This window comes from Myxococcales bacterium (assembly GCA_016717005.1).
Classification (GTDB): domain Bacteria; phylum Myxococcota_A; class Polyangia; order Haliangiales; family Haliangiaceae; genus UBA2376.
Genome location: JADJUF010000049.1, coordinates 294,137 through 321,114 on the forward strand (window position 1 = coordinate 294,137; position 26,978 = coordinate 321,114).

Below are 26,978 nucleotides of genomic sequence, written 5' to 3' on the forward strand. Positions count from 1 at the left end.
CGGCGCAGCGCCGCCCGGCCGGCGATGGCGGACTGGGTGCGCGCCTCGTGGGGGCTCTGGTAGCATGCGGGCCATGGTCGACGAGGTCCGCGTCATCGCGACCAACAACGTCGAGGTCTACCGCCTCCTGACGTCGCCGCCGCTGGCCCGGGCCGGGATCACCTGGCGCATCGTCGCCGACTGCGCGCAGCTCCTCGACGCCGTCCGGGCCGCGCCGCCGGCGATCGCGATCGTCGACGCCGAGCTGGCCGGCGGCGACGGCTTCGCCGCGTGCCGCGCGATCAAGGACGATCCGGCGCTCGCGGCCGTGAAGGTCGCGATCGTGATCGCCCCCGGCGGGCTCGATCGGACCGCGACCCTGGCGCTGGCCGCGTCGGGCTGCGACGAGGTGCTGGCGCCGCCGCTGTCGTTCGACGACTTCTGCACGCACCTGTCGCGGCTGTCGCCGGTGCCGGTCCGACGCGATCGACGGATCACGACCCACCTCGAGGTCGAGCTGACCGAGCCCACGGTCGCGGCCGTCATCGCCAACGTCGGCGCCGGCGGAGTCGGCCTGCGCCTGGCCGCGCCGCTCGAGGTCGGCGCGCTCGCGACCCTGCGGCTGCGCGCCGGCGACGCCGTCGGGCCCGACACGGTCGCCCGCGTGGCGTGGTGCCGCCCCATCGCCGGTGACCCCGATGGTGGCCACGCCGCCGGGCTGGCCTGGGAGGGCGAGCCGCCGCTGCGCACCCGCCTGCTGCTCGAGCAGGTGGCGCTGTTCGACCACGAGGTCGTCGAGCCGGACGGCGCGCTGGTCCGGCTCCACGGCGACTTCACCGAGATGACGCGGTTCGACGCGCTGGCCGAGCGCCTGGCCGGGGCCCGCGCGATCGAGTTCGACCTCGCGGCGGTCCGCTACATCAGCTCGGCCGGCGTGCGGGCGTGGTGCGAGCTGCTCGGCGGGCTCGGCGACGCCCGCCTGACCTTCCGCCACTGCTCGACCGCGTTCATCACCCAGGCCGCGATGGTGCCGCTGGTGCTCGCCGGCGGCGTCGTCCGCTCGCTGGTCGCACCCTACTACTGTGACGCGTGCGGCCACGACGACGAGCGCCTGCTCGAGGTCGGCGCGATCGCGCGCGACGGCGAGCGGCTGATCGCGCCGCGGCTGGCGTGCGCGCGCTGCGGCGCCGCCAGCGACCTCGACGACCTGCCCGACCGGTACTTCGCGTTCATGGCCCTGTGATCGGCGCCGCGCGGCGGCGACGCCGCGGTCGCGCGGGCGCGGTCAGGGCCTGTTGGCGCCGCCGGGTTGGCGCGCCGGCGCCCGCGGTCGAAGCTCGCGCCCGTGCAGCGACGCAACTTCCTCCGCGGCTCGGCCGCGCTCGGCGCCGCGGTGGTGGTCGGGCGCTACTTCCAGGGCACCAGCTGGGCCGCGCCGTTCGGCGAGGCGCCGGATCGCGCCGCCTCGGTGGTGCTGCCCGAGGCCCGCCGCGCCCGGCGCGTGCTCGAGGTGTTCCTCTACGGTGGCCTGTCGCCGTGGGAGACGCTGTACTTCGTGCGCGGCTACGGCCGCCCGACCGACCCGACCTACCCCGACCAGCAGTACTACGCCCTCGACAACAGCGCCGCCAACGCCGCGTGCGGCCTGCCCAGCGGCGGCGCGCTCGGCCAGTTCTTCGCGCGCGACGCCGCCGGCGCCGACGTCGAGCTCGGGCCGTTCGCGCGCCGGCTGTGGCCGCGGACCGATCTGCTCGAGCGCATGCGCATCATCGTCCAGGCCCACCGCCTCGAGCCGCACGAGGCCGCGGTGCCCCAGGCGCTGACCGGGCGCCCGGTCGGCCAGCCGGCCGCGGCCGGCCTCGGCAGCCACATCCAGCGGTTCTTCGTCGAGCGCGACGGCGGCGGCCGCGCGTCGCCGTGGTCGTACCTGTTCGCGACCGGCGGGATCTCGGGCGACAACGTCTCGGCGGCGGCCTCGACCGGCCTGCACCCCGGCAGCGCGCGCCCCTTGGCGATCAAGCTCGACAACGCCGCCACCTTCGCGCGCATGCTCGATCGCACGACCGTCACCGACGCCGGCGCCCCGGCCTACGACGCGCTGACCGGCGTGTACCTGCAGCAGTACCAGCAGCGCCTGACCTGGCCCGGCCAGGGCCCGGTGCGCTCGACCCGGTTCGCCGACACCGCCGTGGCGGCCGGCACCGTCGGCAAGTACCAGGCGCTGCAGCAGGTGCTGGCGCCCGAGCTGTTCATGGCCCGGGGCGGCAGCGCGTGCGGCTCGTCGACGCCGGTCGATCTGCCGGGCATGAGCCTCGAGGCCGCGCGCGCGCTGCTCACCCACCCGACCGAGCCGGCCCGGTACGTGTGCGTCAGCGACGTCGGCCTGTCCGAGGCGGTCGGCGGCGGCGGCTACGACACCCACCAGCGCCACGCCCGCGACACCTCGCGCAACTTCGACAACCTGCTGCGCTCGCTGACCGCGATCATCAACGGGCCGGGCGAGGCCGACCCGCGCAAGCTGTCGCTCGACGACACGCTGATCATCCTCAACACCGAGTTCGGGCGCACGCCGACGCCGCAGGAGGGCGGCGACGGCCGCAACCACCACCCGTACGGCTACGTCACCGCGTTCCTGGGCGCGACGATCACGCCGGCCGAGCGCGGCGTGTTCGGCGCGATCGGCCCCGACGGCCGCGCGACGACGGCCGCGACCCCGGCCGAGAACCGCATCGCCGCGCTGCTGGCGATGGGCATCTGGCCGTTCGCGCAGGAGGCGTTCGCGGTGTCCGACGTGCCCGACGCGATCTCCGAGGAGGACGCCGCCCGGCGCGCCACGGCCCGGGTGCTGGGGGTGACGCTGTGACCCGCGCCGTCGCCCACGCCGCGCTGGCGGCGGTGATCACCCTGGCCGCGTGCGGCGGCGACGACGGCCCCGGCCCCGATCCCGGCCAGCTCGACTGGCGCGAGTGCGACAGCACCGCCGAGGGGTTCGTGCGCGACGCGACGCTCGCGCTGCTGGGCCGCCGCCCGACCTCGCAGCATGAGGTCGACGCGTTCGCGGCGCTCTACCGCGCCGCCGAGGACGCGGTCGCCGCCGATCCGACCGCGCCGCCGCCGCGGGCCGTGGTCGCGCGCGCGCTCCTGGCCGGCCCCGAGCGCGGCCCCCGCTGGACCGCGCACGTGATGGACGCGCTGCGGGTCGCGCGCGTCGACGATCAGTCGCTGGCCGGGTGCTGGGGCGAGGCCCGACGCACCACGATCGATCCGGCCCTGGCCGAGTTCGTCCGCGACAACCCCGCCGGCAGCACCGCGCCCGCCGCGTTCTCGATGCTCGACCTGGCGCAGAGCGCGATCGCCCTCGACGATCTCACGCCGATCTACCGCGCTCACCTGTTCGCGCTGGTCGGCCAGCCGCTGATCGCCGCGAACGTGCCGCCGCTCGAGGCCGAGCTGGCCCGCCGCGCCGACGTCGGCGCGACCTTCGACGCCACCTACCTCAACCGCGACCTCGTGTGCCTGGGCTGCCACAACAGCGAGGCCTCGGTCACCGACGCCGACGATCCCGGGCTCGATCGCCACTGGCCGCTGCCGGGCCTGGTCGATCGCGCGCTGTTCGGCAACTCGTTCGGCATCGGCGAGCCGGTCGCGCACGCGCCGTTCCGCGTCGACGGCTTCGTGATCGAGACCGGCCGCTGGCAGCCGTGGGGCATGACCCGCGCCTGCGGCGACTTCGCCGACCCCGCCACCGTCGGCCCGGACCCGGCCGGGATCGCCGGACACCTCGGCTCGCTCACCGGCGACCGCCTGACCGTCCGCGATCTCGAGGCCGCGCTGGCCCGCGGCTTCGCGGCGCTGCGCGCCGGCGGCCTGACGATCGCCGCCGACGGCACGATCGCCGATCCCGACGCCGCGCTGGCGTACATGGTCGCGACCTCGATCGTCGAGTCGGCCTGGCGCGAGATCATCGGCACCCCGCTGACGATCGCCAACTACTTCCCGCGCAACCAGGCCGCGCGCGATCTGCTGCAGGAGCTGACCGACGGCTTCGTCGCCAGCGGCTTCTCGCTCGATCACCTGCTGGTCGCGATCGTCAGCACCGACTACTTCAGCCGGCTGCCGCCGAGCGCCGGCTGCAGCGTCGGCCCGTACCCGTACCCGGCCGTCTACGACCCGTGGGTGATCGCCGATCCCGATCCGGCCCGCCACGGCAACGGCCCCGGCGACGCGGTGACGCCGGTGTCGGCGCGCACGCTGCTGTCGGCGGCCTACGCCGCGCTGGGCTGGCCCGCGCCCGCGACCGAGGCGTTCCCGGTGGACGAGGAGGCGTGCGCGCCGCTGGCGTGCGGCGACCTGCAGAGCTACTGCAACTTCGCCGACGCCTGCTGCGTCACCTACGAGGCGGTCTGCCGCGGCACGGTCGATCCGGCGGTGCTCGACGAGATGCCGTTCCAGCGGGCGATCGGCGCGTTCCTCAAGCTCGGCGAGCGCGGCTTCCGCGGCCTCGACTTCCAGGCCCGGCTGGCGTGGGAGGATCGGTTCGGCACCTGCCGCAAGCCGACGCGCGTGACCGTCGACGACTTCGTCGATCGGGCGGTCGCCGCCGGCCAGGCCGCGCCCGGCGCCACGGTCGCCGACGTGGTCCTCGTCCTCAAGGATCGGCTGGTCGGCGAGGCGTCGATCGAGCCGACCGCCGAGGCCCCGGCCCTGGCCGCGGTGCTCGGCAGCGCGCTGGACGCCCCGGCCGCCGCCTCGACCGTCGACGGCGCTGCGCCGGCTGTGCGGCGTGCTGGTGTCGTCGCCGCAGTTCGTGCTGCAGGGCCTGGCCGGCGCCGGCGGCCCGGCCCCGACGCTGGTAGTCGACGACGACACCTTCGCCAGCGCGTGCGCGCGCATCGCCGCCGCGCCGCCGCCGGGCTGGGCGGTCACCTGCGCCGCCGACGCGCTGACCGCGACCCGGGCGCCGTAGCCGCGCCGCCGCCGGGCTGGACGTCACCTGCGCCGCCGACGCGCTGACCGCGACGCGGGCGCCGCTGACGTAGGGCCCGCGCGTGAACAAGTCGATCGAGGATCGCGGACGAGGCGCCCGGATGGCAAGGCGACGGCGAGGACCGGAGGGGAGCGTCCTCGTTGGACGTGACCCGAGGACCGGAGCCGGCAACACAGCCAGCCGGGATGGATCGGCCGCGAGACCGACCGAGTTGTTCACGCGTGGGCCCTTAGCCGCGCGCGACGGCGAGCACGTGCTCGACGACCTCGCGCAGGCCGGCGCCCTCGGCCCGCTCGCTGACGTAGGCCGGCTTGAACGCCAGCTCGTCCCAGCACGCGCGCACGTTGGCCACGCCGATCGACTTGGGGAAGCCGCCGAACATCGGCGCGTCGTTGAGCGCGTCGCCGACGAAGGCGTAGCCGTCGAGGTCGTTGCCGTCGCCCTTGAGCACCTGGCGGATGACCGTGACGCACGCCGACAGCTTGTCGAAGTGCGGCGGCCCGAAGTTGACGTGGACGCTCGAGCGCGACGCGGTGAAGCCGGCCTTGCGGATCATCCCGACCACCCGGTCGGCGTCGGCCACGGACAGCGCCGCCTCCTCGTTCCAGTCGATCGCCAGATCGACCTCGCGGTACTTCGAGTCGCTCGACAGCCGCGCGCCCGGCACCTGGGCCGCGACGTCGGCGTACAGGTCGAGCATGCGCCGCCGCCACTCGGGCAGCGAGTTGGCGGGCACGCCGTAGAGCCGGCGCAGCCGCTTGCCCTCACGGATCCACGTCACGCCACCGTTCTCGGTGACGACCGCGGCCACGCCGGCCACGCTCATGAACGCCTGGCCCCAGCCGGCCGGCCGGCCGGTGACCAGGACCACCGGGACCCCGGCGTCACCGAGCTCCTCGAGCGCGGTGTAGGTCGACGCCTCGATGCGGCCCGCGGTCGTGAGCGTGCCGTCGATGTCGGAGAACAGCGCGCGGATCGGCCCGCGCAGATCGGTGAGGGGCAGCGCCATCGCGGCGCTCTATAGCACAGCGTGCCCGACGCCCAAGCTCGACGCGGGTCAGGCGATCAGCTTGAGGCGCTCGCCGCTGAGCGCCTCGGCCACCGGCCGCGCCAGCGAGCGGGTCCGCTGGCGGCCCAGCCACTCGTCGAGGTCGGGCAGGTTCATGCGGACGATGCCGCCGACCTTGAAGATCGGGAGCGGATCGGCGCCGCGCTGGGCCATGTAACGGCACCAGCGCTCCGATCGCCCGAGGGTCGACGCGATGCTCTTCCAGGTCTCGACGTACGTGCTCATCGTGGGGGTCCTCCCTTGGGGCTCACCGGTATGACGCGGACCCGACCGGATCTTCCCGGTGCGCCCACACGGGTAGAGCGCGTAGGTGGGCGCGTGTGACGACAAAATCGTCGCGATCTCGCCGAGCGGCCGGTGGCGCACCCCAGGCCGGGGGTCTATCCTCCTGATGATGCAGCGAAACCACCTGCTCGGGATCGCCGCCCTCGTGGCGCTGGCGACCTCGACCGCCGCCGCCGGCCCCACCGAGATCTATCCGCTGGCCAAGGTCCGGCGCGGGCAGACCGGCTACGGCATGACCACGTTCACCGGCGCCACGCCGGAGCGGTTCGAGTTCGAGGTGGTCAACATCCAGAAGAACTTCGTGCCGGGCCTGGACATCATCCTGGTCCAGTCGAAGGACCCCAAGCTGGCGGTGTCGGGCTTCTGGCGCGGCATGTCGGGCAGCCCGCTGTACATCGACGACAAGATCGCGTGCGCGTTCTCGTACGGCTTCGCCTTCAACAAGGTCGTGCTCGGCGGCTGCACGCCGATCGAGTACATGATCAAGGAGGGCTTCGAGACCAAGCGCCGCAGCGGCCCGGGCGTGATCGCGCCGACGACCACCGCGCCCGGCACGATGGCGCAGTGGCAGAAGCTGGCCCCGGGCGGCGCGATCGACGCGCTGTTCGCGCGCTCGGACAGCCCGACCCCGTGGCTCCTGACCTCGGCGCTGCCGACCCCGCCGGCGCGCCCGACCGACGCCGGCGCCATGACCGCGGCGGTGCCGCTGGCGATGGGCGGCTTCTCGGCGCCGGCCTTCGCCCAGGTCGAGCAGCTGTTCGCCGACTACCCGCTCCAGCCGATGCGCACCGGCGGCGGCGGCGGCGCCGCCGGCGTCGACGGCCCGACCGCGTTCGTCGGCGGCGGCTCGATCGCGGTCCAGCTGATCCGCGGCGACATGTCGGCCGCGGCCACCGGCACGGTCTCGTACGTCGACGGCAACCGCGTGCTGGCGTTCGGCCACCCGATGTTCCAGGCCGGCGAGATCTACGCGCCGGTGGCCAGCTCGGTGGTCCAGACCGTGATCGCCTCGGCGCAGTTCCCGTACGTGATCGCGACGCCGGCCAAGGAGCTGGGCTCGCTGGTCCAGGATCGCTCGTCGATGATCATGGCCGACACCAACGTGAAGAGCCCGATGATCCCGATCGACATCTCGGTCAAGACCACCGATCCCACGACCCGGACCGTGACCACCCGGGCGTTCCACGTCGAGGTCATCGACGACAAGTTCCTGACCGCCGCCATGGCCGGCTCGGCGGTGATGAACGCCGTCACCCTGGCCGCGCCCGATCGCGATCACGTCACCGCGCTGATCAAGTCGTCGGTCAAGATCAAGGGCGCGCAGGAGCTGACCTTCGTCGACTACCTCTACGCCAACGACGGCGCCGGCTCGGTCGCCGGCGGCGCCCGGGCGCTGCGGGCGCTCGGCGCGCTGTCGTTCAACCCGTTCGGACCGGCCAAGGCCGAGCGGCTCCGCGTCGACATCGACCTGACGTTCGCGGCCGACTACGGCGACATCGAGGAGGTCAGCCTGCGGACGCCCGAGCTGCGGGTCGGCCGCAACGCGCTGCACGTGACGCTGGCCACCGCCGCCGGCACCGAGGTCGTCGAGTGCGTCCCGTTCGACGTGCCGGCCACGCTGGCGGGCGCGATCGTCACGGTCGAGGTCTCCGCCGGCGACGCCGCCCGCCTCGACGCCGCGCCGCCGGTCGATCTGGCCAGCCTGCTCGCGGCGTTCGGGCGGCTCCTGCCCGGCGATCAGTGGGCGGTGAGCGTGTACCTGCCCGACGAGGGCGCCGCCAAGGGTGGCGTGCTCGTGCGCGACCTCCCGGCCTCGGCCCTCGACAAGCTCCACCCGCGCTCGACCTCGCAGCGGATCATGCCGTTCAAGCCGATGGCGCGGACGGTGGTCCACGCCCGGCGCGTGGTCGGCGGCGCTGGCTCGATCGTGGCGCGCGTGGCCGACGAGACGTCGGCCCAGCCCTCCCGTGACGTGTGCAAGGAGACCCCGTGAAGCGCTTCGCTCTCGTCCTTCTGGCGGCCGCCGCCGCGCCGGCCGCGGCCGGCACCACCGCGACGTGGACCGTCGAGACCTACGCCCAGTTCGAGGCCGGCGACGCGTCCGACGCGTACCTGACCTCGCTCGGCGAGGTCCGCCCCGGCTGGCAGACCACCCGCATCGAGCTCGGCGGCGACGGCGTCTGGGCCGCGCTGCGGCTGGCGTCCGGCACGATCGTCGTCGGCACCGACGCCGAGGGTACGATCCAGAAGATCGACGGCGGCAAGGCGTCGAAGCTGGCCGCGATCCCCGGGGCGCTCGCGACCGTGGCGCTGGCCGAGAGCGGCACCACGCTCTACGCGGGCGCGATGCCGTCGGACACGGTCTGGAAGCTCGACCGTGGCGGCGGCAAGCCGGTCGCGTTCGCCAAGCTGCCCGGCGTCGAGACCGTCTGGGCCCTGGCCGCCGGCAGCGACGGCACGATCTACGCCGGCACCGGCCCGGCCGGCAAGGTGTTCGCGATCGACAAGGGCGGCAAGGCCCGCCAGCTGTTCGACACCGAGGACAAGCGCGTCACCGCCGTCACCGTCACCTCCGACGGCGCGGTCTGGTTCGGCACGAGCGAGCGCGCGCTGGTGTTCCGCTACGACCCACGCACCAAGAACACGCGCGCGATGGCCGACTTCGCCGGCAACGAGATCGCGGCGATCGCCGAGGTCGCGGGCGGGGTCGTGGTCGCGGCCAACGAGCTGGCGCCGCTGCCGGCGGGCGCGACCAAGGACGCCGACTCCGTCGCCGCGGCCGAGAAGCCGACCGCGCCCAAGGGCCAGGCCACCAAGCTGCCCGACGTCGGCTCCAAGCCCGGCGCCGACAAGGAGACGCCGGCCGCCGCCGACGCGCAGCGCAAGGGCGCGCGCAAGGGCAAGGGCGCGCTGTTCCGGATCGGCCCCGAGGGCCAGCTCGAGCAGCTGCACGCGCTGACCCAGACCTACTTCACGTCGATCGCGGTGGCGCCCGACGGCGCGATCTACGCCGGCGCCGCCGACAAGGGCCGGGTCTACCTGGTCGAGCCCGACGACACCGTCGCGACCGCGTTCGACGTCGACGAGCGCGCGGTCGCGCAGGTGTTCTGGGACGGCCAGCGCCTGGCGTTCACCACCGACGACACCGCCGCGCTCTACCACGTCGGCGACAAGGCCTCGAGCGCCAAGTACGTCAGCGAGGTGTTCGACGCCAAGGGCCCGTCGCAGTGGGGCCGGATCCTGTGGCAGGGCACCGGCAAGCTGGTGGTCGAGACCCGCAGCGGCAACACCGCCAAGCCCGGCGTCGGCTGGAGCGCGTGGGCCGCGCCCGGCAAGGTCGCCACCGCCGGCGGCGGCACCACCGGCGGGATGATCGCCAGCCCGTCGGGCCGCTACCTGCAGTACCGCGTCAGCCTGCCCGACGACGGCGCCGTGCGCCGGGTCACCAGCTACTACCTGCCGCAGAACACCGGCACGGCGATCGACGAGATCACGATCGAGCTGGCCACCAAGGAGACCCAGCCGACGCTCAAGGAGGCCGGCGGCAAGGCGCGCAACCCGACCATGCGCGTGAAGTGGAAGATCGACAACAGCGACAGCGACGACACCAGCTACGTGCTGTCGGTGCGGCGCGACGGCGACGCCGACTGGCGAGCGCTGTCGCTGGGCAAGCCGCCGTTCACCGCGACCACGTTCGAGTGGAACACCGAGACCTTCGCCGACGGCTGGTACCGGCTCCGGGTCACCTCGTCGGACGCGCTCGCCAACTCGCCCGACCGCGCGCTCGAGGTCAGCCGCACGTCGGCGCTGTTCGTCGTCGACAACACCCCGCCGGTCGTCGACGGCCTCGCCGTCAAGGCCGGCCGCGCCGACGCCCGCATCACCGACGCGCTGTCGGTCGTGACCGAGCTGGCCTACGCCATCGACGACGAGACCTGGCGCATGGCCACCACCGTCGACGGCATCTTCGACGACCAGACCGAGGCGCTGCGCCTCGCCGTGCCGACCACGCTGGCCAAGGGCACGCACACGCTGTCGATCCGCGCCGCCGACGCCGCCGGCAACGTCGCCGCCGCGACCGTGTCGTTCGTCGTGAAGTGAGCTCCGGCTCCGGCTCCGGCTCCGTTCACTCCGGGCAGGGCGCGCCGGCCGTCGCCCAGGCGTCCCAGGCGGCGAGGAACTCGTCGCGCGGCGTGGCGATCGGCGCGCGGCCGAAGCCGGGATCCCAGCCCCAGGTCATCAGCGGCGTGTCGAGGCGCGCGCGCAGGCCGTCGAGATCCTTGCCGCCGTGGCGCTCGGGATCCTTGAGCTCCTCGCACAGCGCCCGCGGCGTGCGGCCGACGAACGCCACCGTCCGCGTCGGCGGCGGCATGCGCCACGGCTCGATCGTGCCGGGCGGGATGTGGTCGCCGTAGCTGTCGGGCGGGTTGGCGGGGCCGTGGCACGTCGCGCACTCGGCGCCGACCGCGCCGAGGCCGACCGGCCCGCGCAGCACGTTCTGCAGGTGGACGCGCCCCTCGTCGCCCTGCAGCGGGGTGTCGCCGTCGGCGTGGCAGTTCTGGCAGCGCGGGTGCTGGAGCACCGCGCGCACGGTCGCGAACGCGACCACGCCGTCCGACGTCGGCGCCGGCCCGGGGCGCGCGGCCCGCGGCGGCGCCGAGCACGCGCCGAGCGTCAGCGCCAGCAGCGGCAGCGCGCGCATCACGCCACCTCCAGGCGCAGCGGCAGCGTGCGCAGCCGCTGGCGGGTCAGCGCGAACACCGCGTTGGCGACCGCCGGCGCGATCGGCGCGGTGGCCGGCTCGCCGATGCCGCCCATCGGCGCGTCGCTGGCGAGCAGGTGGACGGTCACCGTCGGCATCTCGTGCATGCGCAGCACCTGGTAGTCGTGGAAGTTGCGCTCTTGCACCTGGCCGCCCTTGATCGTCAGCGCGCTGCGCAAGGTCGCGCTCAGGCCGTAGGCGATGCAGCTCTGGACCTGGGCCTCGATGCCGAGCGGGTTGACCGCGGTGCCGCAGTCGACCGCGGCCGTGACCGCGTGGACCCGGATGCGCCCGCGCTCGACCGAGACCTCGGCCACCTCGGCCACGATCGAGCCGAACGACTCGTGCACCGCCAGGCCCCGGGCCCGGCCGGCCGGCGCCGGCGTGCCCCACCCGGCCCGCTCGGCCGCGGTGGTCAGCGCCCGGGCGTGGCGCGGGTGCTTGGCCAGGAGCTTCAGCCGGTAGGCCAGCGGATCGGCGCCGGCCGCGTGGGCCAGCTCGTCGATCATGCTCTCGAGCGCGAACGCGGTGTGGGTGTTGCCGACCGAGCGCCACCACAGCACCGTGATCGGCGTGCGCGGCGAGTGCAGCGACACGCGCTTGGCGGTCGCGGCCAGGTACGGCGACTCGGCGATGCCCTCGACCGAGGTCTCGTCGACCCCGTCGTGCACCGCGAACTTCTCGAGGAACGTCCCGGCCAGGATCGACTGCCCGACCACGACGTGATCCCACGCCACCGGCGCGCCCGCGCCGTCGACCGCGGCGCGCACCCGGTGCACGTAGGCCGGCCGGTAGTAACCGCCGCGGATGTCGTCGTCACGGGTCCAGACCACCTTGACCGGCACGCCCGCGGCCTTGGCCACGGCCACCGCCTCGACGACGAAGTCCGACGCCGGGTTGGCCCGACGCCCGAAGCCGCCGCCCAGGAACGGCGTGTGGATCGTGACCTTGTCGGGCGAGGTGCCGAGCACCATCGCCGCGGCCCGCTGATCGCCGGTCTGGAACTGCGTGCCGGTCCAGATCTCGCAGCGATCGCCGTCGATCTTGACCGTGCAGTTGAGCGGCTCCATCGGCGCGTGCGCCAGGTACGGCACCTCGTAGACCGCCTCGTGCGCGCCGCTGGGCAGCGCCTGATCGATGTCGGGGCTGTCGGCGACCAGCGCCCCGGTCGTCCGCGCCAACGCGCGGAACGACGTCATCAGCGCCGCGCTGTCGACGCCGCCGTCGGCCGGCGGCGTCCAGACCGCCTCGACCGCGTCGCGCCCGAGCTTGGCGGCCCAGAAGTGCGCGGCGACCACCGCGACGCCAGTGGCGGTCGGCACGACCTGCTCGACGCCGGGGATCTTCAGCGCCGCCGCGCCGTCGAACGACGCCAGCGTCGCGCCGAACGCCGGCGGCCGCAGCACCACCGCGGTGCGCAGGCCGGGGAACTGCACGTCCATGCCGAACTGGGCCTGGCCGGTGATCTTCTCGGGCGTGTCGAGCCGCCGGACCGCCGTGCCGATCAGCTTCCAGGCGGCGGGCGGCTTGAGCGCGACGTCGGCGGCCGGGGTCAGCTTCATCGCCGCAAGGGCCAGCTCGCCGTAGGTCGCGCGCTGCTTGCCGTAGGTCACGACGCCGGCGGCCACGGTGAGCTTGGCCGGCTTGGTCCTCCACCGCGCCGCCGCCGCGCGCACGAGCATGTCGCGCGCGACCGCGCCGACCATGCGGTAGCGCTGGAACTCGCCGTTGGTCGTCGACGAGCCGCCGGTCATCTGCATGCCCATCATCGGGTGGCCGTAGACCGCGGCCGCGGGCGCGTGCTCGCACCGGACCTTGGCCCAGTCGCAGTCCAGCTCCTCGGCGAGCAGCATCGCCAGGCCGGTCCAGATGCCCTGCCCCATCTCGCTGTGCGCCAGCACGACGGTCACGGTGTCGTCGGGCGCGATCCGCACGAACGCGTTGGGCGGCGGCGCCGCCGGCCCCAGCTTCGGCAGCGCCTTGGCGCCGGTCGGCACGTAGAACGCGACCACCAGGCCGGCGGCGCTGCCCTGGATGAACCCTCGCCGCGACAGGGTCACGACGCACCTCGCTTGAGCCGCGACGCCAGGTGGATGGCCTCGCGCACGCGCTGGTAGGTGCCGCACCGGCAGATGTTGCCGGCCATCGCGGCGTCGATGTCGGCGTCGGTCGGCGCGGACGTGCGCTCGAGCAGCGCCACCGCCGTCATGATCTGCCCCGACTGGCAGTAGCCGCACTGCACGACGTCGGCCTCGGCCCAGGCCCGCTGCACGACGTGGCCGCCGTCGGTCGACAGCCCCTCGATGGTCGTGACCTTGCGATCGCCGACGGTCGCGACCGGGGTCACGCACGCGCGCACCGGCGCGCCGTCGAGGTGGACCGTGCACGCGCCGCACTGGGCCGCGCCGCAGCCGAACTTGGTGCCGGGCAGGCCGAGCAGATCGCGCAGCACCCACAGGAGCGGCATGTCGGGGTCGGCCTCGACCTCGCGTTCGGTGCCGTTGACGTCGAGCTTCATGGGCCCGATTGCACCACCCGCGGTGGCGCAGGTGAAGGTCGCAAGGGACCGATCGACGCCGATCGTCCGAAAGCGATGCGCGGCCCCGGGCCACGCGCGCCGGCGCGGCGCCGGAGAATCCCGCAGCGACGACGCGACGACGCGCGCGCCCGGGGCGCGCACCAACGTCAGGGTCAGGGGCGCAAGACGAACTCGGCCCGCCGGTTGCGCGTCCAGGCGCCGTCGTCGCCGCCGGTTACCGCCGGGCGCTCCTCGCCGTAGGTGATCGTCTCGATCCGCGCGGCCGGCACGCCCAGGCGTTGCAGGTACGCGGCGACCGTGGTGGCCCGCTGCTGGCCCAGCGCCAGGTTGTACTCGGTCGTGCCGCGCTCGTCGGTGTGGCCCTCGATCGTGAGCTGGTCGCTGGCCCGCGCCAGGTAGTCGGCCGCGCGCGCGAGCTCGGCGCGCCCGGCCTCGGTCAGGAGCGCCGAGTCGAACTCGAAGTAGACCGGCCCGAAGCTGACGCGCTCGCCGGGGCGCGCCGGATCGGTCTGGCGCACCTCCGGCACGACGTCCTTGCCGGTGCGACCGCCGCCGCCGTCACCCATCGGCGTCACGGCGGTGGTGGTGGTGGTGGGCTTCTTGGTCTTGCTGCAGGCGGTGGCGGTGGCCACGAGCAGCACGGCGACGGCGATCGGAGCGCGGGTCAGCATCGGATGATCCCCAGGGTCAGGAGCACGACCACGACCAGCAACGCCTCGACGAAGAACCCGAGCAGCTCGGGTCCATGATCGAAGCGCCGGTCGGGCATGGCCAGCCAAAATGCACGGGCGATGCCACCGCCAAGCCTGCGGAAGCCGCCGTCACCCGCCCGGGCCGATGGCAGAACGCCAGGGTCGACCGTCGCAGGACGCGCGGCCGCCGCGCCCCCGCCCGCCGCGCGCCGTCGCCACCCGTCGCCACGGTCGCCGCTCGCCGCCACCACCCGTCGCGGCGTCAGCGCCCGCGCGTCACCCGTCGCCACCATCGCCGCTCGCCGCCACCACCCGTCGCGGCGTCAGCGCCCGCGCGTCACCCGTCGCCACCATCGCCGCTCGCCGCCACCACCCGTCGCGGCGTCAGCGCCCGCGCGTCACCCGTCGCGGCGCAGGCGCCGGTGCAACGTCGACACGTCGATGCCGAGGAGCTCGGCGGCCCGCGTCTTGTTGCCGTCGCACCGGGCCAGCACCCAGGCCACGTAGTCGTCCTCGAGCTCGCGCAGCGTCCGCAGCGGCTCGGCGTCGGACCAGGCCACGGTCGCCCGGGCGCTGGTCGGCCGGCACGCCGCGAGATCGCGCAGGCCCACGGTCGGGTGCGCGGCCACCACCACCAGGCGCTCGATCAGGTTCTCGAGCTCGCGGACGTTGCCGGGCCACGGCTCCTGCGCCAGCTGCTGCGCCAGCTCGGGCGCGAGGCGCTCGGCCGGCGAGTGCGGGTTGCGCGCCCGCGACCGCGCGAAGAACTCGGCGGCGAGCAGCGGGATGTCGTCGGTGCGATCGCGCAGCGGCGGCACCACCACCGGCACGACGTTGAGCCGGTAGAACAGATCGGCGCGGAAGGCCCCGGCGGCGATCCGGGCCTCGAGGTCCTGGTGGGTGGCGGCGATCAGCCGCACGTCGATGGTGCGGCTCTCGTCCGAGCCGACCGCGCGGACCTCGCCGAGCTGCACCACGCGCAGCAGCTTGGCCTGGACGCCCGGCGCCATGTCGCCGATCTCGTCGAGCAGGAGCGTCCCGCCGGCGGCCTCGACGAACAGGCCGGCGCGCGCGCCCGCGGCGCCGGTGAACGCGCCGCGGGCGTGGCCGAACAGCTCGCTCTCGAGCAGCGCCTCGGGCAGCGCGCTGCAGTTGATCGCGATGAACGGCCCGTCGCGGCGCGGCCCGCCGGCGTGGATCGCGCGCGCGACCAGCTCCTTGCCGGTGCCGCTCTCGCCCCGGATCAGCACCGGCGCGCCCGACCGCGCGACCCGATCGACCAGATCGCGCAGGGCCGCCATGCGCGGGGTCCGCCCGAGCAGGGCCCCGTGGTCGCCGGCGACCGCCCGGCGCAGCGCCTGGTTGTCCTGGCGCACCCTGCGCTCGCCGACCGCGCGCTCGATGTGCAGGCGCAGCTCCTCGAGCCGGACCGGCTTGGTCAGGTAGTGGCGCGCGCCGCGGGCCATGACCTCGATCGCGCTGTCGATCGCGCCGAACGCGGTCATGACCAGCACCGGCAGATCGGGATCGACCCGGTGGGCCGCCGCCAGGACGTCGAGCCCGTCGACGTCGGCCATGCGCAGATCGGTCACGACCACGTCGAACGGCCCCGCGCCCAGCGCCGCGATCGCCGCCGCGCCGCTGTCGACGGTGGTGCAGCGCCAGCCGAGGTCGTCGAGGTACTCGGCCACGACCTGCGCCATCTCGACGTGGTCGTCGACCACCAGCGCCCGGCCGCTCATGGGTCCACCGTCCGCTCGTGACAGGTCACGCGGCCCCCTGGTAGAGCGGCCACCGCAGCCGTGCGATCGTGCCGCCGCCGTCGCCGTCGCACAGCTCGATCGTGGCGTCGTGGGTGCGCGCGAGCTGCGCGACCACCCACAGGCCCAGGCCGGTGCCGCGGCCGCGCTTCTTGGTCGTGAAGAACGGATCGAAGGCCTGGGCGCGGATCGCCGGCGCGATGCCCTCGCCGCTGTCCTCGACCTCGAGCACGACCTGGCCGCCGTCGTCGGGCCGCGCCCGCAACGTCACGACCGCGCCGGCCGGGCACGCGTCGAGCGCGTTGATCGTCAGGTTGACCAGCACCTGCCGCAGCTGGCCCGCGTCCGCGGCCAGCGCGCCGGCGGCTGGGTCGCAGTCGACGCGGACCATGATCGAGCGCTTGGCCGCCTCGACCTCGACCAGCTCGGCGACGCCGGCCAGCGCCGCGGCCGGCGTGACCGCGGTCAGCTCCTGCGGCGACGTGCGCACGTAGTCGAGCAGCTGGGTCAGCAGGCGGGTCACGTGATCGATCTGATCGACGATGATGCCGAGGTCGCGGGCCTGGGGATGATCGCGGCCCAGCCGCGCGGTGACCAGCTCGGCCCGGGCCCGCACGACGTTGAGCGGCGTGCCGATCTCGTGGGCGATGCCGGCCGCGAGCTGGCCAGCGGTGACCAGCTTCTCCGAGTGCAGCATCTGCTCCTCGAGCTGGCGCAGCGGCTCGTGATCCTCGATCACGATCAGGCTGTGGACGTCGCCCAGCGGCCGCGCGAGCGGCACCGCGTGGACGCTGACGCGGCTGGTGGCGCCGCCGAGGTTGAGCTCGACCCGGTGGCGCGAGCGGACCGCGCCCGAGGCGATCGCGTCCTGGTGCAGGCGGGCCAGATCGAGGCCCGGCGCCGGGCGGCCCTCGACCAGCGTGGCGATGTCGCGCCCGACCAGCTCGCCGCCGACGCGATCGCGCAGCGCGCGGTTGGCCGCGGAGACCGCGCCGTCGGCGGTCAGCGCCAGCACGCCGGTCGGGATGTGATCGAGGATCTTCTCGGCCTTCTCGGTCAGGTGGGCCATGCGGTCGGCGTGGCGCAGGCGCTCGTGCAGCGCCGCGGCCCGGCGGGCGTTGGTGACCACGTACGCCGCCAGCGCCATCACCGCCAGCGCGGCGACCCCACCCAGCAGCAACAGGCGCCGGACCACCAGCCGCTCCTGGTCGCGCAGCTCGGTGGTCGACACGACCAGCGCCAGCGCCCACGGCTCGCCGTCGGCGATCAGCACCGGCGTCGTGACCGCGACCGCCGGCGCGCCGGGCAGCCCGAGCAGCGCCGCGTCGCGCTCGCCGACCGCCACCGTCGCCGGCGTCCGGGCCCGGATGTGCGCCATCAGCGCGCCCAGCGCCGGCGCGGTCGGCGCCGTGGCCAGCGCGCGGATGGCCTCGGCCAGGCGCGGGTCGCTCGACGGCGCCGGCCGCCCGCGGGCGCCGATCACCAGCAGCCGCGCGGTCGGCGTCTGCAGCAGGCGCATGCGCGCGAGCAGCGGCCGCATGTCGACCACCACCGCCACGATCAGATCGTCGTTGGTCGGGCTGCGCCGGGCGAAGACCCGGTACCAGGCCAGATCGCTGTCGTCGGGGCCCAGCGGCCCCGAGGTGCGGAACACGCCCGGGCGCTCGACCGCCAGGCGCGCGGTCTCGTCGAGCGCGGGGCCGGCCGAGCCCAGCACGTCGGGCGGCGCGTCGGGCGCCACCACCCGCGCCAGCGTGCGCCCGCTGCCGTCGCGCAGCTCCAGCGCCGCGTACTCGCGCTTGATCGCCGCGATCGCGTGCAGCTCGCGGGCCCGGTCGTCGGCGTCGCTGGTCTGGGTCATCAGCGCCGCGGCCAGCTCGAGGTCCTGGCCGATGTTCTCGACGTCGTTGGCGAGCTCGCCGGCCGCGTCGCGCAGCGAGGCCAGCTTGGTGGCCGCGAGCCGCGCCCGGATCTCGGCTCGATCGCGCTCGACCGCGCGCATGCCGAACGCGACCAGGCCGGCGAACACCAGCACCGCTGCGCCGATGGCGCCGATCACGGGCTTCGACATCGGCGCCACCACCGTACCACCGTGTGACCGTGGATCAGTCGCCGTCGCCGTCGGCGTCGGCGTCGGCGTCCGCGTCCGCGTCCGCGCCGGCGATCACGCCGCAGGCCATCGCCGCCGCCGGCTTGCCGCGCTTGTCGGCGTGCAGCACCAGGGTCTTGCCGACGATCGACTGCTCGCCCGCGAGCTGCAGCTCCGTCTCGGCCATCGCCACCGCTGGCGCCACGCCGCGCTCGACCGTCAGGGTCAGCGCCGCGGCGTCGGCCCAGATCGCGCCCGCGCCCGCGGCCTTCTTGCCGCAGTCGCCGCCCGCGTGGACCACGAGGTGATAGGTGCCCACCTTCAGGCCGGCGATCGCCTCGGACGTGGCGCTGGTCGCCTGGCCCTCGGTCTGCGCGAACTCGATGGTGACGGCCTTGACCTTCTGGCCCTTGATCGGCGCGAGTGCCGCGCTCGCCTTCCACTCCTGCGGCGGCGGCGGCGGCTCGGGCTCGGGCTCGGGCTCGACCACCGGCGGCTTGTCCGCCTCGACCGTCTTCTCCGGCGCGACGGTGGTCGCGGGCTTCTTGCTTGAGCCACCGCACGCGGCGGCGGCCAGGATCACGAATGCTGCTGCTGCTCTCACGCGCCGCGGTCCTGCACGGGTCGCGCCACCTGCTTGTCGACGGAAGGCTTGCGTCGCAGGCCCCGGACCCTGGCAAAACGCCACGATCGCGGCGCGCAATACGCCACGCCGCGCGATTTGCCAGGGCCGGCCCTGGCGCCGCCGGTCAGTTCGTCGGCCCGAACCGGAAGTCGACGTCGGCGGTGTCGTGGCAGTCGCGGCACATCTCGAGCTTGCCTTGCAGCTTGGCGGTGCGACCGTCGCCGGGCGTGACCTCGGAGGTCGGGCCCACCTCCACAATGGAGGGCCCCGAGGACGATGGCGCTCCAGATTGGAGTCTCGCCGTCCGGATCAGCGCCTGACGCGCCCCACGCGCGTGGCACGACCGGTGCACTGGCGATGGCCAAGGAGTTACCCATGGCCACCATGTGTCCGATCGACGGTTGTAGGAAGAAGTCCGGCTTGTGCATCCACGACAAGCTGATGATCGCGATGGGCGCGATGGGCGCCGTGCTCGCGCTGGCGCACTGGGGTCTGCACCTCTTCTGATCGCCATGACCGCGTTCCCGCCACCGGCGCCGACCGCCACGTTCCCGTATCGCGTCCTCGAGAAGATCGGCGAGGGCGCGATGGGCGAGGTCTATCGCGCCGAGGACCTCGACCTCGCGCGCATGGTGGCGATCAAGGTCATCCGGCCCGAGCACGCCTCGGCGCGCGGCACCGATCCCGACGCCACCGTGAACCGCTTCCTCCAGGAGGCCCGGGCCGCGGCGGCGCTGTCCCATCCCGGCGTCACCACCGTCCACCGCGTCGGGACCGCAGGCGGCCACCCGTACATCGCGATGGAGTGGCTCGACGGCCACACCCTCGAGGACATCCTGGCGCGCGGCGGCCGGATCCCGCCCGAGCAGGCGGTGCGCATCGGCCTGCAGGTGCTGTCGGCGCTCGAGGCGGCGCACGCGGCCGGCATCGTCCACCGCGACATCAAGCCCGACAACTTGATGGTGCTGCCGTCGGGCCGGATCAAGGTGACCGACTTCGGCGTGGCGCGCGTGCGCGGCTCGGACCTGGCCCACACCCAGGCCGGGATGATCGTCGGGACGCCCCAGTACGCGGCGCCGGAGCAGCTCGCCGGCGGCGCGATCGATCATCGCATCGATCTCTACGCGCTGGCGTGCGTGCTGTACGAGGCGCTGGTCGGGCGGCCGCCGTTCGAGGCCAGCTCGATCTACGAGCTGGTCCAGGCCGTCCACGCCGAGGCGCCGCGGCCGCCCAGCGCGCTGGTCGACGGCCTCCCGCCCGGCCTCGACGCCGGGGTGCTGCGCGGGCTCGCCAAGCGCCCCGAGGATCGGTTCGCGTCGGCCGCCGACATGCGGGCGGCGCTCGATCCGTTCCGCACCCGCCGGGCCGCGCCGCCGCCGCCGACCGAGGCCACGCCCGGGCGCGCGGTCCCAGCGGTCGCGCCGACGCACGCGCAGGTCGCGACGGTGCAGGCGGTCGGCGAGCGCGAGCACGAGCTGGTGATGTCCGTGGTCCGGCAGTGGCCGACCACCGAGGTCCCGCGCCAGGACCGCGACCGCCTGCTGCAGCGGCTGGTCGAGCGACCGCTGCACGCGCCGGCGTTCACGGGCGCGCTGGTCACCGACGGCGCGTGCATCCTGATCAGCGACGGGATCATGTACCGGGTGTTCGATCCCGCGACCGGTCGCGTCGGCGACGCGCTGCTCGAGGCGCTGCCGGCGCAGCTCGGCGGCACGCTGTTCGCGGTCCCGGCCGGGCTCGAGACCCGGCTGGTCGCGCTGCTGGCGTCGCTGCTGGTCCCCGCCGTCCCCCGGCTCAGCGGCCTCAGCTCGTCGTTCGCCGACCTGCCGCAGCTCGCGGGCAAGCTCGCCGCCGAGGGCTTCGACGGCGCGATCCGCTTCGGCCTCGGCGCGCGCCTCGGCTTCGCGCTGTTCTGCCGCGGCCAGCGCGTCCTCGACGTGTTCGGCGACGGCTGGCCGGCGCGCGACGCGTGGGAGCAGTGGATCGGCGGGACCGGCGCGATCGCGAGCGTCGAGCCGATACAGTCCGTGTTCCCGGCGGCCACGTTCCGCCAGCAGCTCGCCGGGCTGGTGCTCGAGGTGGTCCGCCCGACGACGTCGCTGACCAGCTCGATCCGATCCGACACGACGGCGGCGGCCCGCGCGATCGATCTCCGGCCGTGCGAAGGCGCCGCCGCGGCGGCGCGCCGCGGCCCGGCGACGCTCCAGGCGCTGGTCACGTCGGATCCGGCCTACGGCGCCGCGCGGTGGATCATCGCCGAGCTCGGCGCCCAGTTCGCGCAGCACGGGCGCGCCGGCCGCTGGAAGGGCCTGATCGAGCCGCTCGATCGGATCGGCCAGGTCCGCCTCCATCACGGCCTGGCCCGGGCCGGCGGCGACCGGGTCACCTTCGACGCGGTCGCCTACGACGGCGACGGGCGCGTGGTCCACGTGATCGACCGGGTCGCCCGCGGCACCCGCGCCGCGGTCGAGGCGTTCATCGAGCGCGCGACCGCGGTGCGGCGGGCCCGCGACGGCGCCGGCGAGCTCGGCGCGGCGATCCTCGTGGCGCCGACCTTCGACGAGGACGCCCTCGAGGCCTACCTGGCGGCGCTGCGCACCGGCGGCGCGCTGCGGGCGAGCCTGGACGCGCTGTCGCACCGCGAGGGCTACCTGCGCCTCGGGATGCGGCAGGGCTTCCACGTGCTGCTGGTCGAGGAGACCGCCGACGGCCGCCGGCGACCGCTGGTCGTCGAGTAGCGCGGCGCGCGCGGCGCCACGCTGCGGACCGAGGCCGACCTCGTCGCCAGCGACCCGCGCCGCCGATCGCGCCGTCGGGGGTGGACGCAATGATCGGCCGCAAGAAATCCCGGCGCGCGAGATCCCGGGCGTCCGGGGACCGGACGGTCGATTCCTGGATCATTTCGATCGGTTGCGGCGCGCGGCGAGATCTCCGTCGAGGAACGCGCGATCTCGGGGCGCCGCTTCTCCGACCGACCCACTCGACATCTCGATCGGTGCTGTTAGTGTGGACCTGCGATGAAGCCGACCGCAGTACTGGAGACGCTCGAGGACGCCGCCACCCAGCTCGGGGTGCGGGTCAGCTATGAGCAGCTCGCGACCGCCGGCCTCGGCGTCGCCGGGAGCCACGGCGGCATGTGCCGGGTGAAGGGCGAGCTGCGGGTCATCATCGACAAGCGCGCCACGCCCCAGGAGCGGGTCGCGACCCTGGCCAGCGCGCTGGCCCGGCTCGACACCGACGCCCTGAAGATGGCCCCCAAGATCCGCGAGCTCCTGCACTTCTACGCCGAGCGCCCGGTCGGCGCCCGCCCCGCGCCCGCCGCCGCCCGCGCCGCGTCGCTGCCCCTGCGCCGCGCGAGTTGATCAGAGGGTTTCTCGCGCGGTGATCTTTGGGAGGGTTTCTCGCGAAACCCTCCCCCGGCATGCGCCGGGGCCCCCACCCGAGACGGCCCGGAGCGTGACGCGCACCGCTGGTGCTCGTCCGGACGGTCGTGGTGACGCGCGATCCGCAGGCGATGTGTCATGAGGGCTTCTCGCGAAACTCTCCCACCCGAGACAGCCCGGAGCGTGGCGCGCGGCGGTGTTGATCGTCCGGACGGTCGTGGTGACGCGCGATCCGCAGGCGATGTGTCGTCAGGGCTCCTCGCGAGACGCGCCCGCCGTGGCCGTTACCCACGACGGCCGGAGCGGGGCGCGTCCGAGGTCGTCGCGCGCGCCGGGTGAGGCCCGGCAGGGTCGTGGTGCGGCACGCCGGCCGCGTCGCGCCGGGCGCCCCGAACCGCGGGACCTGGCGGCCTGGTCACCCAGGCGCCCACGCGAGCTACCAGAGACGGCCCAGAGCGTGGCGCAGGGTCCGAGGTCGTCGCGCGCGCCGGGTGATCCAGGCCCCTGGTCCCCGTCGACCGCGTAATTTCCACCGACCGGTGGTGGCGCCCGGGCGGGGCGTGGTGCGGCACGCCGGCCGCGTCGCGCCGGGCGCCCCGAACCGCGGTCCGAGGGGGACCTGGCGGCCTGGTCACCCAAGCGCCCACGCAAACGCCGGGCAATCGGCGGACGCGATCTACCCGAGACCGAGCGTGGCGCAGGGTCCGAGGTCGTCGCGCGCGCCGGGTGATCCAGGCCCCTGGTCCCCGTCGACCGCGTAATTTCCACCGACCGGTGGTGGGGCTCGGGAGGGCCGTGGTGCGGCACTCCGGCCGCGCAGCGCCGGGCGCCCCGAACCGCGGTCCGAGGGGACCTGGCGGCCTGGTCACCCAAGCGCCCACGCAAGCCCCCCCGTCGCGACGCGAACCCTCCCGTTCCCGCGGGTCAGCGGGTGCGCTGGTGCGGCAGGGCGACCGTGAACCGGGCGCCGCCCTCGGGCGCGTCGTCGACCTCGATCGTGCCCTGGTGCTGTTCGATGATGTTCCGCGCGATCGGCAGGCCCAGGCCCGTGCCCTTGCCGTCGACCTTGGTCGTGAAGAACGGCTCGAACACCCGGACCCGGTCGGCCTCGGGCACGCCGATCCCGGTGTCGGTCACCGCCAGCGCCACCTGGTCCTCGTCGACCACGAACGTGCGGACGAATACCTCGCCGGTGCCGTCGGGCGTGGCCTCGACCGCGTGGACCGCGTTGGTGATCAGGTTGATCAGCACCTGCTCGAGCTGACCCGGGATCGCGGCCAGCGGCGGCAGCTCGGGCGCCAGATCGACCCGCAGCGTCAGGCCCTCGCGCTCGAACAGGTGCTCGCAGAACGACACCGACTGCCGCACCACCGCGTTGAGATCGATCACGTCGACCTCGTCGCCGACCGGCTTGGCGTATTGCACCAGCTCGCGGGTGAAGCGCTGGATCCGCTGGGCGCTCTGGCCGATGCGCAGCAGCTTCTCGTGATCGGCCTGGTCGCCGCCGACCTGCAGGCACTTGCGCTGCAGGTAGTCGGCGTAGACCGTGATCGACGTCAGCGGGTTGTTGAGCTCGTGGACCACGCCGGCGGCGAGCTGGCCCAAGGTCGCCAGGCGCTCGGCCCGGATGACCTGCGCCTGCAGCTCCATCAGCCGGGTCTGATCCTGGCCGATCGCCACCACCGCCTCGGGCGCCGGCCGATCGCCCGGCCCGCCGATGCCGGCGATGCTCCAGACCGTGCGGACCCGCCCGCGGGTGCGCGAGCCGATCCGGATCTCGACCGAGTCGAAGCTCTGGCCGGCCAGCGCCAACCCCAGGATCCCGGTCACGCGCGAGCGATCGTGGGGCGGCAGGAAGTCGCGCAGATCGCGCCCGACCACCTCGTCGCGCGCGAACCCGGTCAGCGTGAGCAACGCCTGGTTGCACACGGTCACGCGCCAGCAGTTGTCGATGCCGACGATCAGCGCGTTGGCGTGATCGATCAGGCGGGCCTGGAAGTCGCGCAGGCCCTGCGCGTCGCGCCACAGCCGGTGGGTCCGCAGCGCCAGCGCGAGCTGGTTGACCAGCGGGATCACCAGCGGCTCGTCGGCGGCGATCACCGGTTGCCCGAGCGGGTAGCCGACGTCGAGCAGGCCGTACAGCTCGCCGGCGGCGACCACCGGGACCGCGAACCCGACCGCCACGTGCGGGAACGGCGCGTCCCAGCGCGCCGCCTGCCGCAGCCGCGCGCTGGCCGCCACGGCGGGGTGCAGGTGGGTCTTGTCGATCGCGGTCGCCTTGACGGTCAGCGGCTCGTACTCGAGCCCGGTCCGGGCCCGCGCGCCGATCGTGTACACGCGCGCCGGCTCGCGGGTGCGGAGGTCGACGACCCGGAGCGCCAGCGGCCGCTCGGGGAACAGCCGCGCCACCGTCGCCAGGAACCGCCCGCACAGGTCGGCCTCGGCGACCTCGCGGAACACCTCGCCGCCGAGCTCGAGCATCACGGTCGCGACCGCCGCGGCCTCGGGTACGACGAGGCTCATGGCTTGGGTGCTCGCCCCAGCCGGGTCGTCTCGCGATCGACCGAGCTCGAGCCGCTCGACGACTCGGCGGGATCGTCGAGGAGCTCCTCGAGCTCGAGCCCGGCCATCAGCTCGGGATCGACGCGCACCGCCGAGAACTCGCGCGTGCGCGAGCCGTCGAGGGGATCGTCGCCCGAGCTCGACGTCTCGCTCAGCGGCACCTCGCCGGCGGTCGAGCGATCGAGATCGATGATCGAGGCCCCGCCGACGTACGGCATCGTCTCGTACTTGGTGATGCGGCCGATCTTCTTGACGATGTCGGCCATGCGCTCGGCCTCGGCCCGGATCACGCCGACCGCGCGCAGGTGCGCGGCCTCGGGCGGGCTCTGGCGCTGGATCAGCTGGGCGTAGCCGAGGATCGAGGTCAGCGGCTGGTTGAGCTCGTGGGCGGCGGCGCCGGCCAGCTCGGCCACCAGCGCCTGCTTCTCGGTGATCTGCAGCTTCTCCTGGGCCGCCAGCAGCCGCTGCTCGATCCGGATCCGGTCGCGCAGATCGGCGAAGATGCCGACGGTCGCGACCTCGCGCCCGCCCTCGTAGATGATCGACGCGGTCATGTTGACCGGGATCAGCTCGCCGCCCTTGCGCTTGACCTCGCGCCGGGTCTGCTCGAGGTAGCCGACGCCGCCGTGCGAGGTCGACCGCAGCGTGCGCATGATCTGGCGCGGCACGCCGTCGGCGTACAGGTCCCAGACCGCGACCTTGCCGATGACCTCGTCGGAGCGGTACCCGTACAGGCGCTCGGCCCCGCGGTTGAACAGGATCACCTGGCCGCGCATGTCGGCCGCGACGATCGCGTCGACGGTCGAGTCGATCAGCCGCTCGAGGAACTCCTTGGTCGCGCGCAGCTCGCCCTCGAGCGCGCGCTGGGCGGTGACGTCGCGGAACGTCAGGATCGCGGCGCCGGTGGCGGCCAGCACGGTCGAGGTCGACGCCGACACCATCATGCGCTCGCCGGTGGTGGTCGCGACGCCGAGGTCGAACGGGTCGAGGTTCTCGCCGGCCAGCACCTTCTCGACCACCCCGGCCGCCACCGGCGCGGCGTCGGCCACGAGCAGGTCGGTCAGCGGGCGCCCGGTCAGGCCGTCGCGGGCGAAGCCGGTGATGCGCTCGGCCGCGCGGTTGACGAACAGGATCAGGCCGTGCTCGTCGATGATCACCACGCCGTCGGACGCGGCCTCGAAGTGCTCCTTGAGCGACTCGATGCCGCGCAGGCGGCGCTCGGCCTCGTAGCGCGTCCGCGAGATCCGGTGGGTCTGGTCGCGCAGGCTCTCGAGCACCGCGCCGTGGCGCAGGTGGGCGGCGGTGATCGACGCGATCAGCCGCGCGAACTCCTCGCCGCGCCCGACCACGTGCCGCGCGCCCGGGGTCTTCTTGCGCAAGAGCATCGCGCCCATCGAGCGCCCGCGCCACATCACCGGGAACACCGCGACCCCGGCCACCGGATCGGCCAGGTGCGCGACCGCGGCGCTGGTCATCGGGTGCGCGCGCGCGTCGTCGATCAGCACCGGCTCGCCCGTGCGGATCGCCGCGACCAGCTCGGGGTAGTCGGCGATCGCGATCGTGAACTGCGTCCGCTCGGGATCGTCGGTCGCGGCGATCACGAAGCCGTGGACCGAGCCCTCGATGTGGGCGATCAGCGACGCGCGGTCGAAGCCCAGGCACTCGCGGGTCAGCTCGAGGGTCTCGACCAGGGCCTCGGCGTCGTCGCCCCGGGCGCCGAGGATGTCGTTGACCCGCACCAGCGCCGGCGCCAGGGAGCCCGGGGTCCACGGCCCGCGCAGCCGGCCGACCGAGACCATCAGCCGGACCCGGTTGGCGAGCGCGAGATCGGTCAGCGACGCGACCGCGACGTCGGTGGCGCCCTGCTCGAGGATCGCGTCGGCGGTGGCGCCGTCGTCGGCGATGACCAGGATCGGCACGTCGGCGAGCGGCGGCGTGGCCCGGGCCTCGGCCACGAGCGCGACCGGGTGCGCGCCGACCACGACGACCACCGCCGGCATGGCCCCGGGCTCGTCGAGGACCAGCGTCGCGTGGGCGCTCGCGCGCAGGTCGTGCCGCGCCAGCGCGTCGACCACCCGAGCCCGCTCGCGCTCGAGGCCGCCGACGACCGCGATGCGGCTGTTCCCGGTCACGGGGCCCAGGATATCGCAGCGCCTCGCCGGGCGCCGGTGATCCCGGCACGAACCGCCTCGAGGACGGTCCTCGCACGTGCGGGGCAGGCTCGGACGGCGGTGGCGCGCCCACGC

Annotated in this window: 18 protein-coding genes; 7 read left to right on the forward strand and 11 right to left on the reverse strand. The window is 74.6% G+C overall.

The genetic code is table 11. From position 1 onward, the window contains the following. Window positions 1–73 precede the first annotated feature (73 nt). The 3 genes from IPL61_40410 to IPL61_40420 all read left to right on the forward strand — a co-directional run bounded on the left by IPL61_40410 (window position 74) and on the right by IPL61_40420 (window position 4,992). Window positions 74–1,222: a hypothetical protein gene (locus IPL61_40410; GenBank protein ID MBK9037445.1), complete on the forward strand. Its 1,149-nt coding sequence runs from the start codon at window positions 74–76 to the stop codon at window positions 1,220–1,222. Window positions 1,223–1,324: 102 nt separating this feature from the next. Further along, window positions 1,325–2,842 (forward strand): DUF1501 domain-containing protein, encoded by a 1,518-nt coding sequence (locus IPL61_40415; protein ID MBK9037446.1) that lies wholly within the window; start codon window positions 1,325–1,327, stop codon window positions 2,840–2,842. After that, complete coding sequence (locus IPL61_40420) at window positions 2,839–4,992, forward strand: hypothetical protein (protein ID MBK9037447.1); 2,154 nt, start codon at window positions 2,839–2,841, stop codon at window positions 4,990–4,992. Before IPL61_40415 ends, IPL61_40420 begins: the two co-directional genes overlap by 4 nt. Before the next feature lie 203 nt (window positions 4,993–5,195). Here IPL61_40420 and IPL61_40425 read toward each other — a convergent pair whose 3' ends face one another. Then, window positions 5,196–5,975 (reverse strand): HAD family phosphatase, encoded by a 780-nt coding sequence (locus tag IPL61_40425; GenBank protein MBK9037448.1) that lies wholly within the window; start codon window positions 5,973–5,975, stop codon window positions 5,196–5,198. Between the two features lie 48 nt (window positions 5,976–6,023). Further along, entirely contained in the window at window positions 6,024–6,260 is a 237-nt protein-coding gene (locus tag IPL61_40430) for a hypothetical protein (protein ID MBK9037449.1), read from the reverse strand. A 166-nt stretch (window positions 6,261–6,426) separates the two neighbouring features. Here IPL61_40430 and IPL61_40435 point away from each other — a divergent pair, with 166 nt between their 5' ends. Beyond that, window positions 6,427–8,313 carry a hypothetical protein gene (locus IPL61_40435; GenBank protein MBK9037450.1) on the forward strand — a complete coding sequence of 629 codons (1,887 nt, stop codon included), beginning with the start codon at window positions 6,427–6,429 and terminating at the stop codon, window positions 8,311–8,313. After that, on the forward strand, window positions 8,310–10,421 hold the full coding sequence (locus IPL61_40440; protein ID MBK9037451.1) for a hypothetical protein: 2,112 nt from the start codon (window positions 8,310–8,312) through the stop codon (window positions 10,419–10,421). Before IPL61_40435 ends, IPL61_40440 begins: the two co-directional genes overlap by 4 nt. Before the next feature lie 25 nt (window positions 10,422–10,446). Here the strand turns inward: IPL61_40440 and IPL61_40445 are convergent, their stop codons facing one another. From IPL61_40445 to IPL61_40475, 7 genes are all read right to left on the reverse strand, one after another. Then, window positions 10,447–11,025 carry a hypothetical protein gene (locus IPL61_40445; GenBank protein MBK9037452.1) on the reverse strand — a complete coding sequence of 193 codons (579 nt, stop codon included), beginning with the start codon at window positions 11,023–11,025 and terminating at the stop codon, window positions 10,447–10,449. Beyond that, a complete protein-coding gene (locus IPL61_40450) occupies window positions 11,022–13,142 on the reverse strand; it encodes a xanthine dehydrogenase family protein molybdopterin-binding subunit (protein MBK9037453.1) in 2,121 nt (706 codons plus the stop codon). Before IPL61_40450 ends, IPL61_40445 begins: the two co-directional genes overlap by 4 nt. After that, complete coding sequence (locus IPL61_40455) at window positions 13,139–13,600, reverse strand: (2Fe-2S)-binding protein (protein MBK9037454.1); 462 nt, start codon at window positions 13,598–13,600, stop codon at window positions 13,139–13,141. Before IPL61_40455 ends, IPL61_40450 begins: the two co-directional genes overlap by 4 nt. Before the next feature lie 173 nt (window positions 13,601–13,773). After that, window positions 13,774–14,187: an OmpA family protein gene (locus IPL61_40460; GenBank protein ID MBK9037455.1), complete on the reverse strand. Its 414-nt coding sequence runs from the start codon at window positions 14,185–14,187 to the stop codon at window positions 13,774–13,776. Between the two features lie 524 nt (window positions 14,188–14,711). Then, the gene (locus IPL61_40465; protein MBK9037456.1) at window positions 14,712–16,055 is read right to left on the reverse strand and encodes a sigma-54-dependent Fis family transcriptional regulator; all 1,344 of its coding nucleotides are present in this window, start codon (window positions 16,053–16,055) and stop codon (window positions 14,712–14,714) included. Between the two features lie 25 nt (window positions 16,056–16,080). Then, window positions 16,081–18,144, reverse strand: a complete 2,064-nt coding sequence (locus IPL61_40470) for a histidine kinase (protein MBK9037457.1) — start codon at window positions 18,142–18,144, stop codon at window positions 16,081–16,083. Window positions 18,145–18,178: 34 nt separating this feature from the next. Beyond that, window positions 18,179–18,745 (reverse strand): superoxide dismutase family protein, encoded by a 567-nt coding sequence (locus tag IPL61_40475; GenBank protein MBK9037458.1) that lies wholly within the window; start codon window positions 18,743–18,745, stop codon window positions 18,179–18,181. A 554-nt stretch (window positions 18,746–19,299) separates the two neighbouring features. On the opposite strand from IPL61_40475, the gene IPL61_40480 reads away from it, so the two are divergent. Together IPL61_40480 and IPL61_40485 are read left to right on the forward strand one after the other, a co-directional pair. Beyond that, a complete protein-coding gene (locus IPL61_40480) occupies window positions 19,300–21,525 on the forward strand; it encodes a protein kinase (GenBank protein ID MBK9037459.1) in 2,226 nt (741 codons plus the stop codon). 279 nt (window positions 21,526–21,804) lie between these two features. Continuing rightward, entirely contained in the window at window positions 21,805–22,149 is a 345-nt protein-coding gene (locus IPL61_40485; protein MBK9037460.1) for a hypothetical protein, read from the forward strand. 945 nt (window positions 22,150–23,094) lie between these two features. Here the strand turns inward: IPL61_40485 and IPL61_40490 are convergent. Beyond that, entirely contained in the window at window positions 23,095–24,693 is a 1,599-nt protein-coding gene (locus IPL61_40490; GenBank protein ID MBK9037461.1) for a PAS domain-containing protein, read from the reverse strand. Next, complete coding sequence (locus tag IPL61_40495; protein MBK9037462.1) at window positions 24,690–26,864, reverse strand: PAS domain S-box protein; 2,175 nt, start codon at window positions 26,862–26,864, stop codon at window positions 24,690–24,692. Before IPL61_40495 ends, IPL61_40490 begins: the two co-directional genes overlap by 4 nt. Between the last annotated feature and the right edge of the window lie 114 nt (window positions 26,865–26,978).

Excerpts from the sequence above, each read along its gene's own strand:
- IPL61_40410 (MBK9037445.1), top strand. The coding sequence starts at position 74 with ATGGTCGACGAGGTCCGCGTCATCGCGACCAACAACGTCGAGGTCTAC.
- IPL61_40425 (MBK9037448.1), bottom strand. The coding sequence starts at position 5,975 with ATGGCGCTGCCCCTCACCGATCTGCGCGGGCCGATCCGCGCGCTGTTC.
- IPL61_40430 (MBK9037449.1), bottom strand. The coding sequence starts at position 6,260 with ATGAGCACGTACGTCGAGACCTGGAAGAGCATCGCGTCGACCCTCGGG.
- IPL61_40435 (MBK9037450.1), top strand. The coding sequence starts at position 6,427 with ATGATGCAGCGAAACCACCTGCTCGGGATCGCCGCCCTCGTGGCGCTG.
- IPL61_40455 (MBK9037454.1), bottom strand. The coding sequence starts at position 13,600 with ATGAAGCTCGACGTCAACGGCACCGAACGCGAGGTCGAGGCCGACCCC.
- IPL61_40460 (MBK9037455.1), bottom strand. The coding sequence starts at position 14,187 with ATGGGTGACGGCGGCGGCGGTCGCACCGGCAAGGACGTCGTGCCGGAG.
- IPL61_40465 (MBK9037456.1), bottom strand. The coding sequence starts at position 16,055 with ATGAGCGGCCGGGCGCTGGTGGTCGACGACCACGTCGAGATGGCGCAG.
- IPL61_40470 (MBK9037457.1), bottom strand. The coding sequence starts at position 18,144 with ATGTCGAAGCCCGTGATCGGCGCCATCGGCGCAGCGGTGCTGGTGTTC.
- IPL61_40480 (MBK9037459.1), top strand. The coding sequence starts at position 19,300 with ATGACCGCGTTCCCGCCACCGGCGCCGACCGCCACGTTCCCGTATCGC.
- IPL61_40485 (MBK9037460.1), top strand. The coding sequence starts at position 21,805 with ATGAAGCCGACCGCAGTACTGGAGACGCTCGAGGACGCCGCCACCCAG.
- IPL61_40490 (MBK9037461.1), bottom strand. The coding sequence starts at position 24,693 with ATGAGCCTCGTCGTACCCGAGGCCGCGGCGGTCGCGACCGTGATGCTC.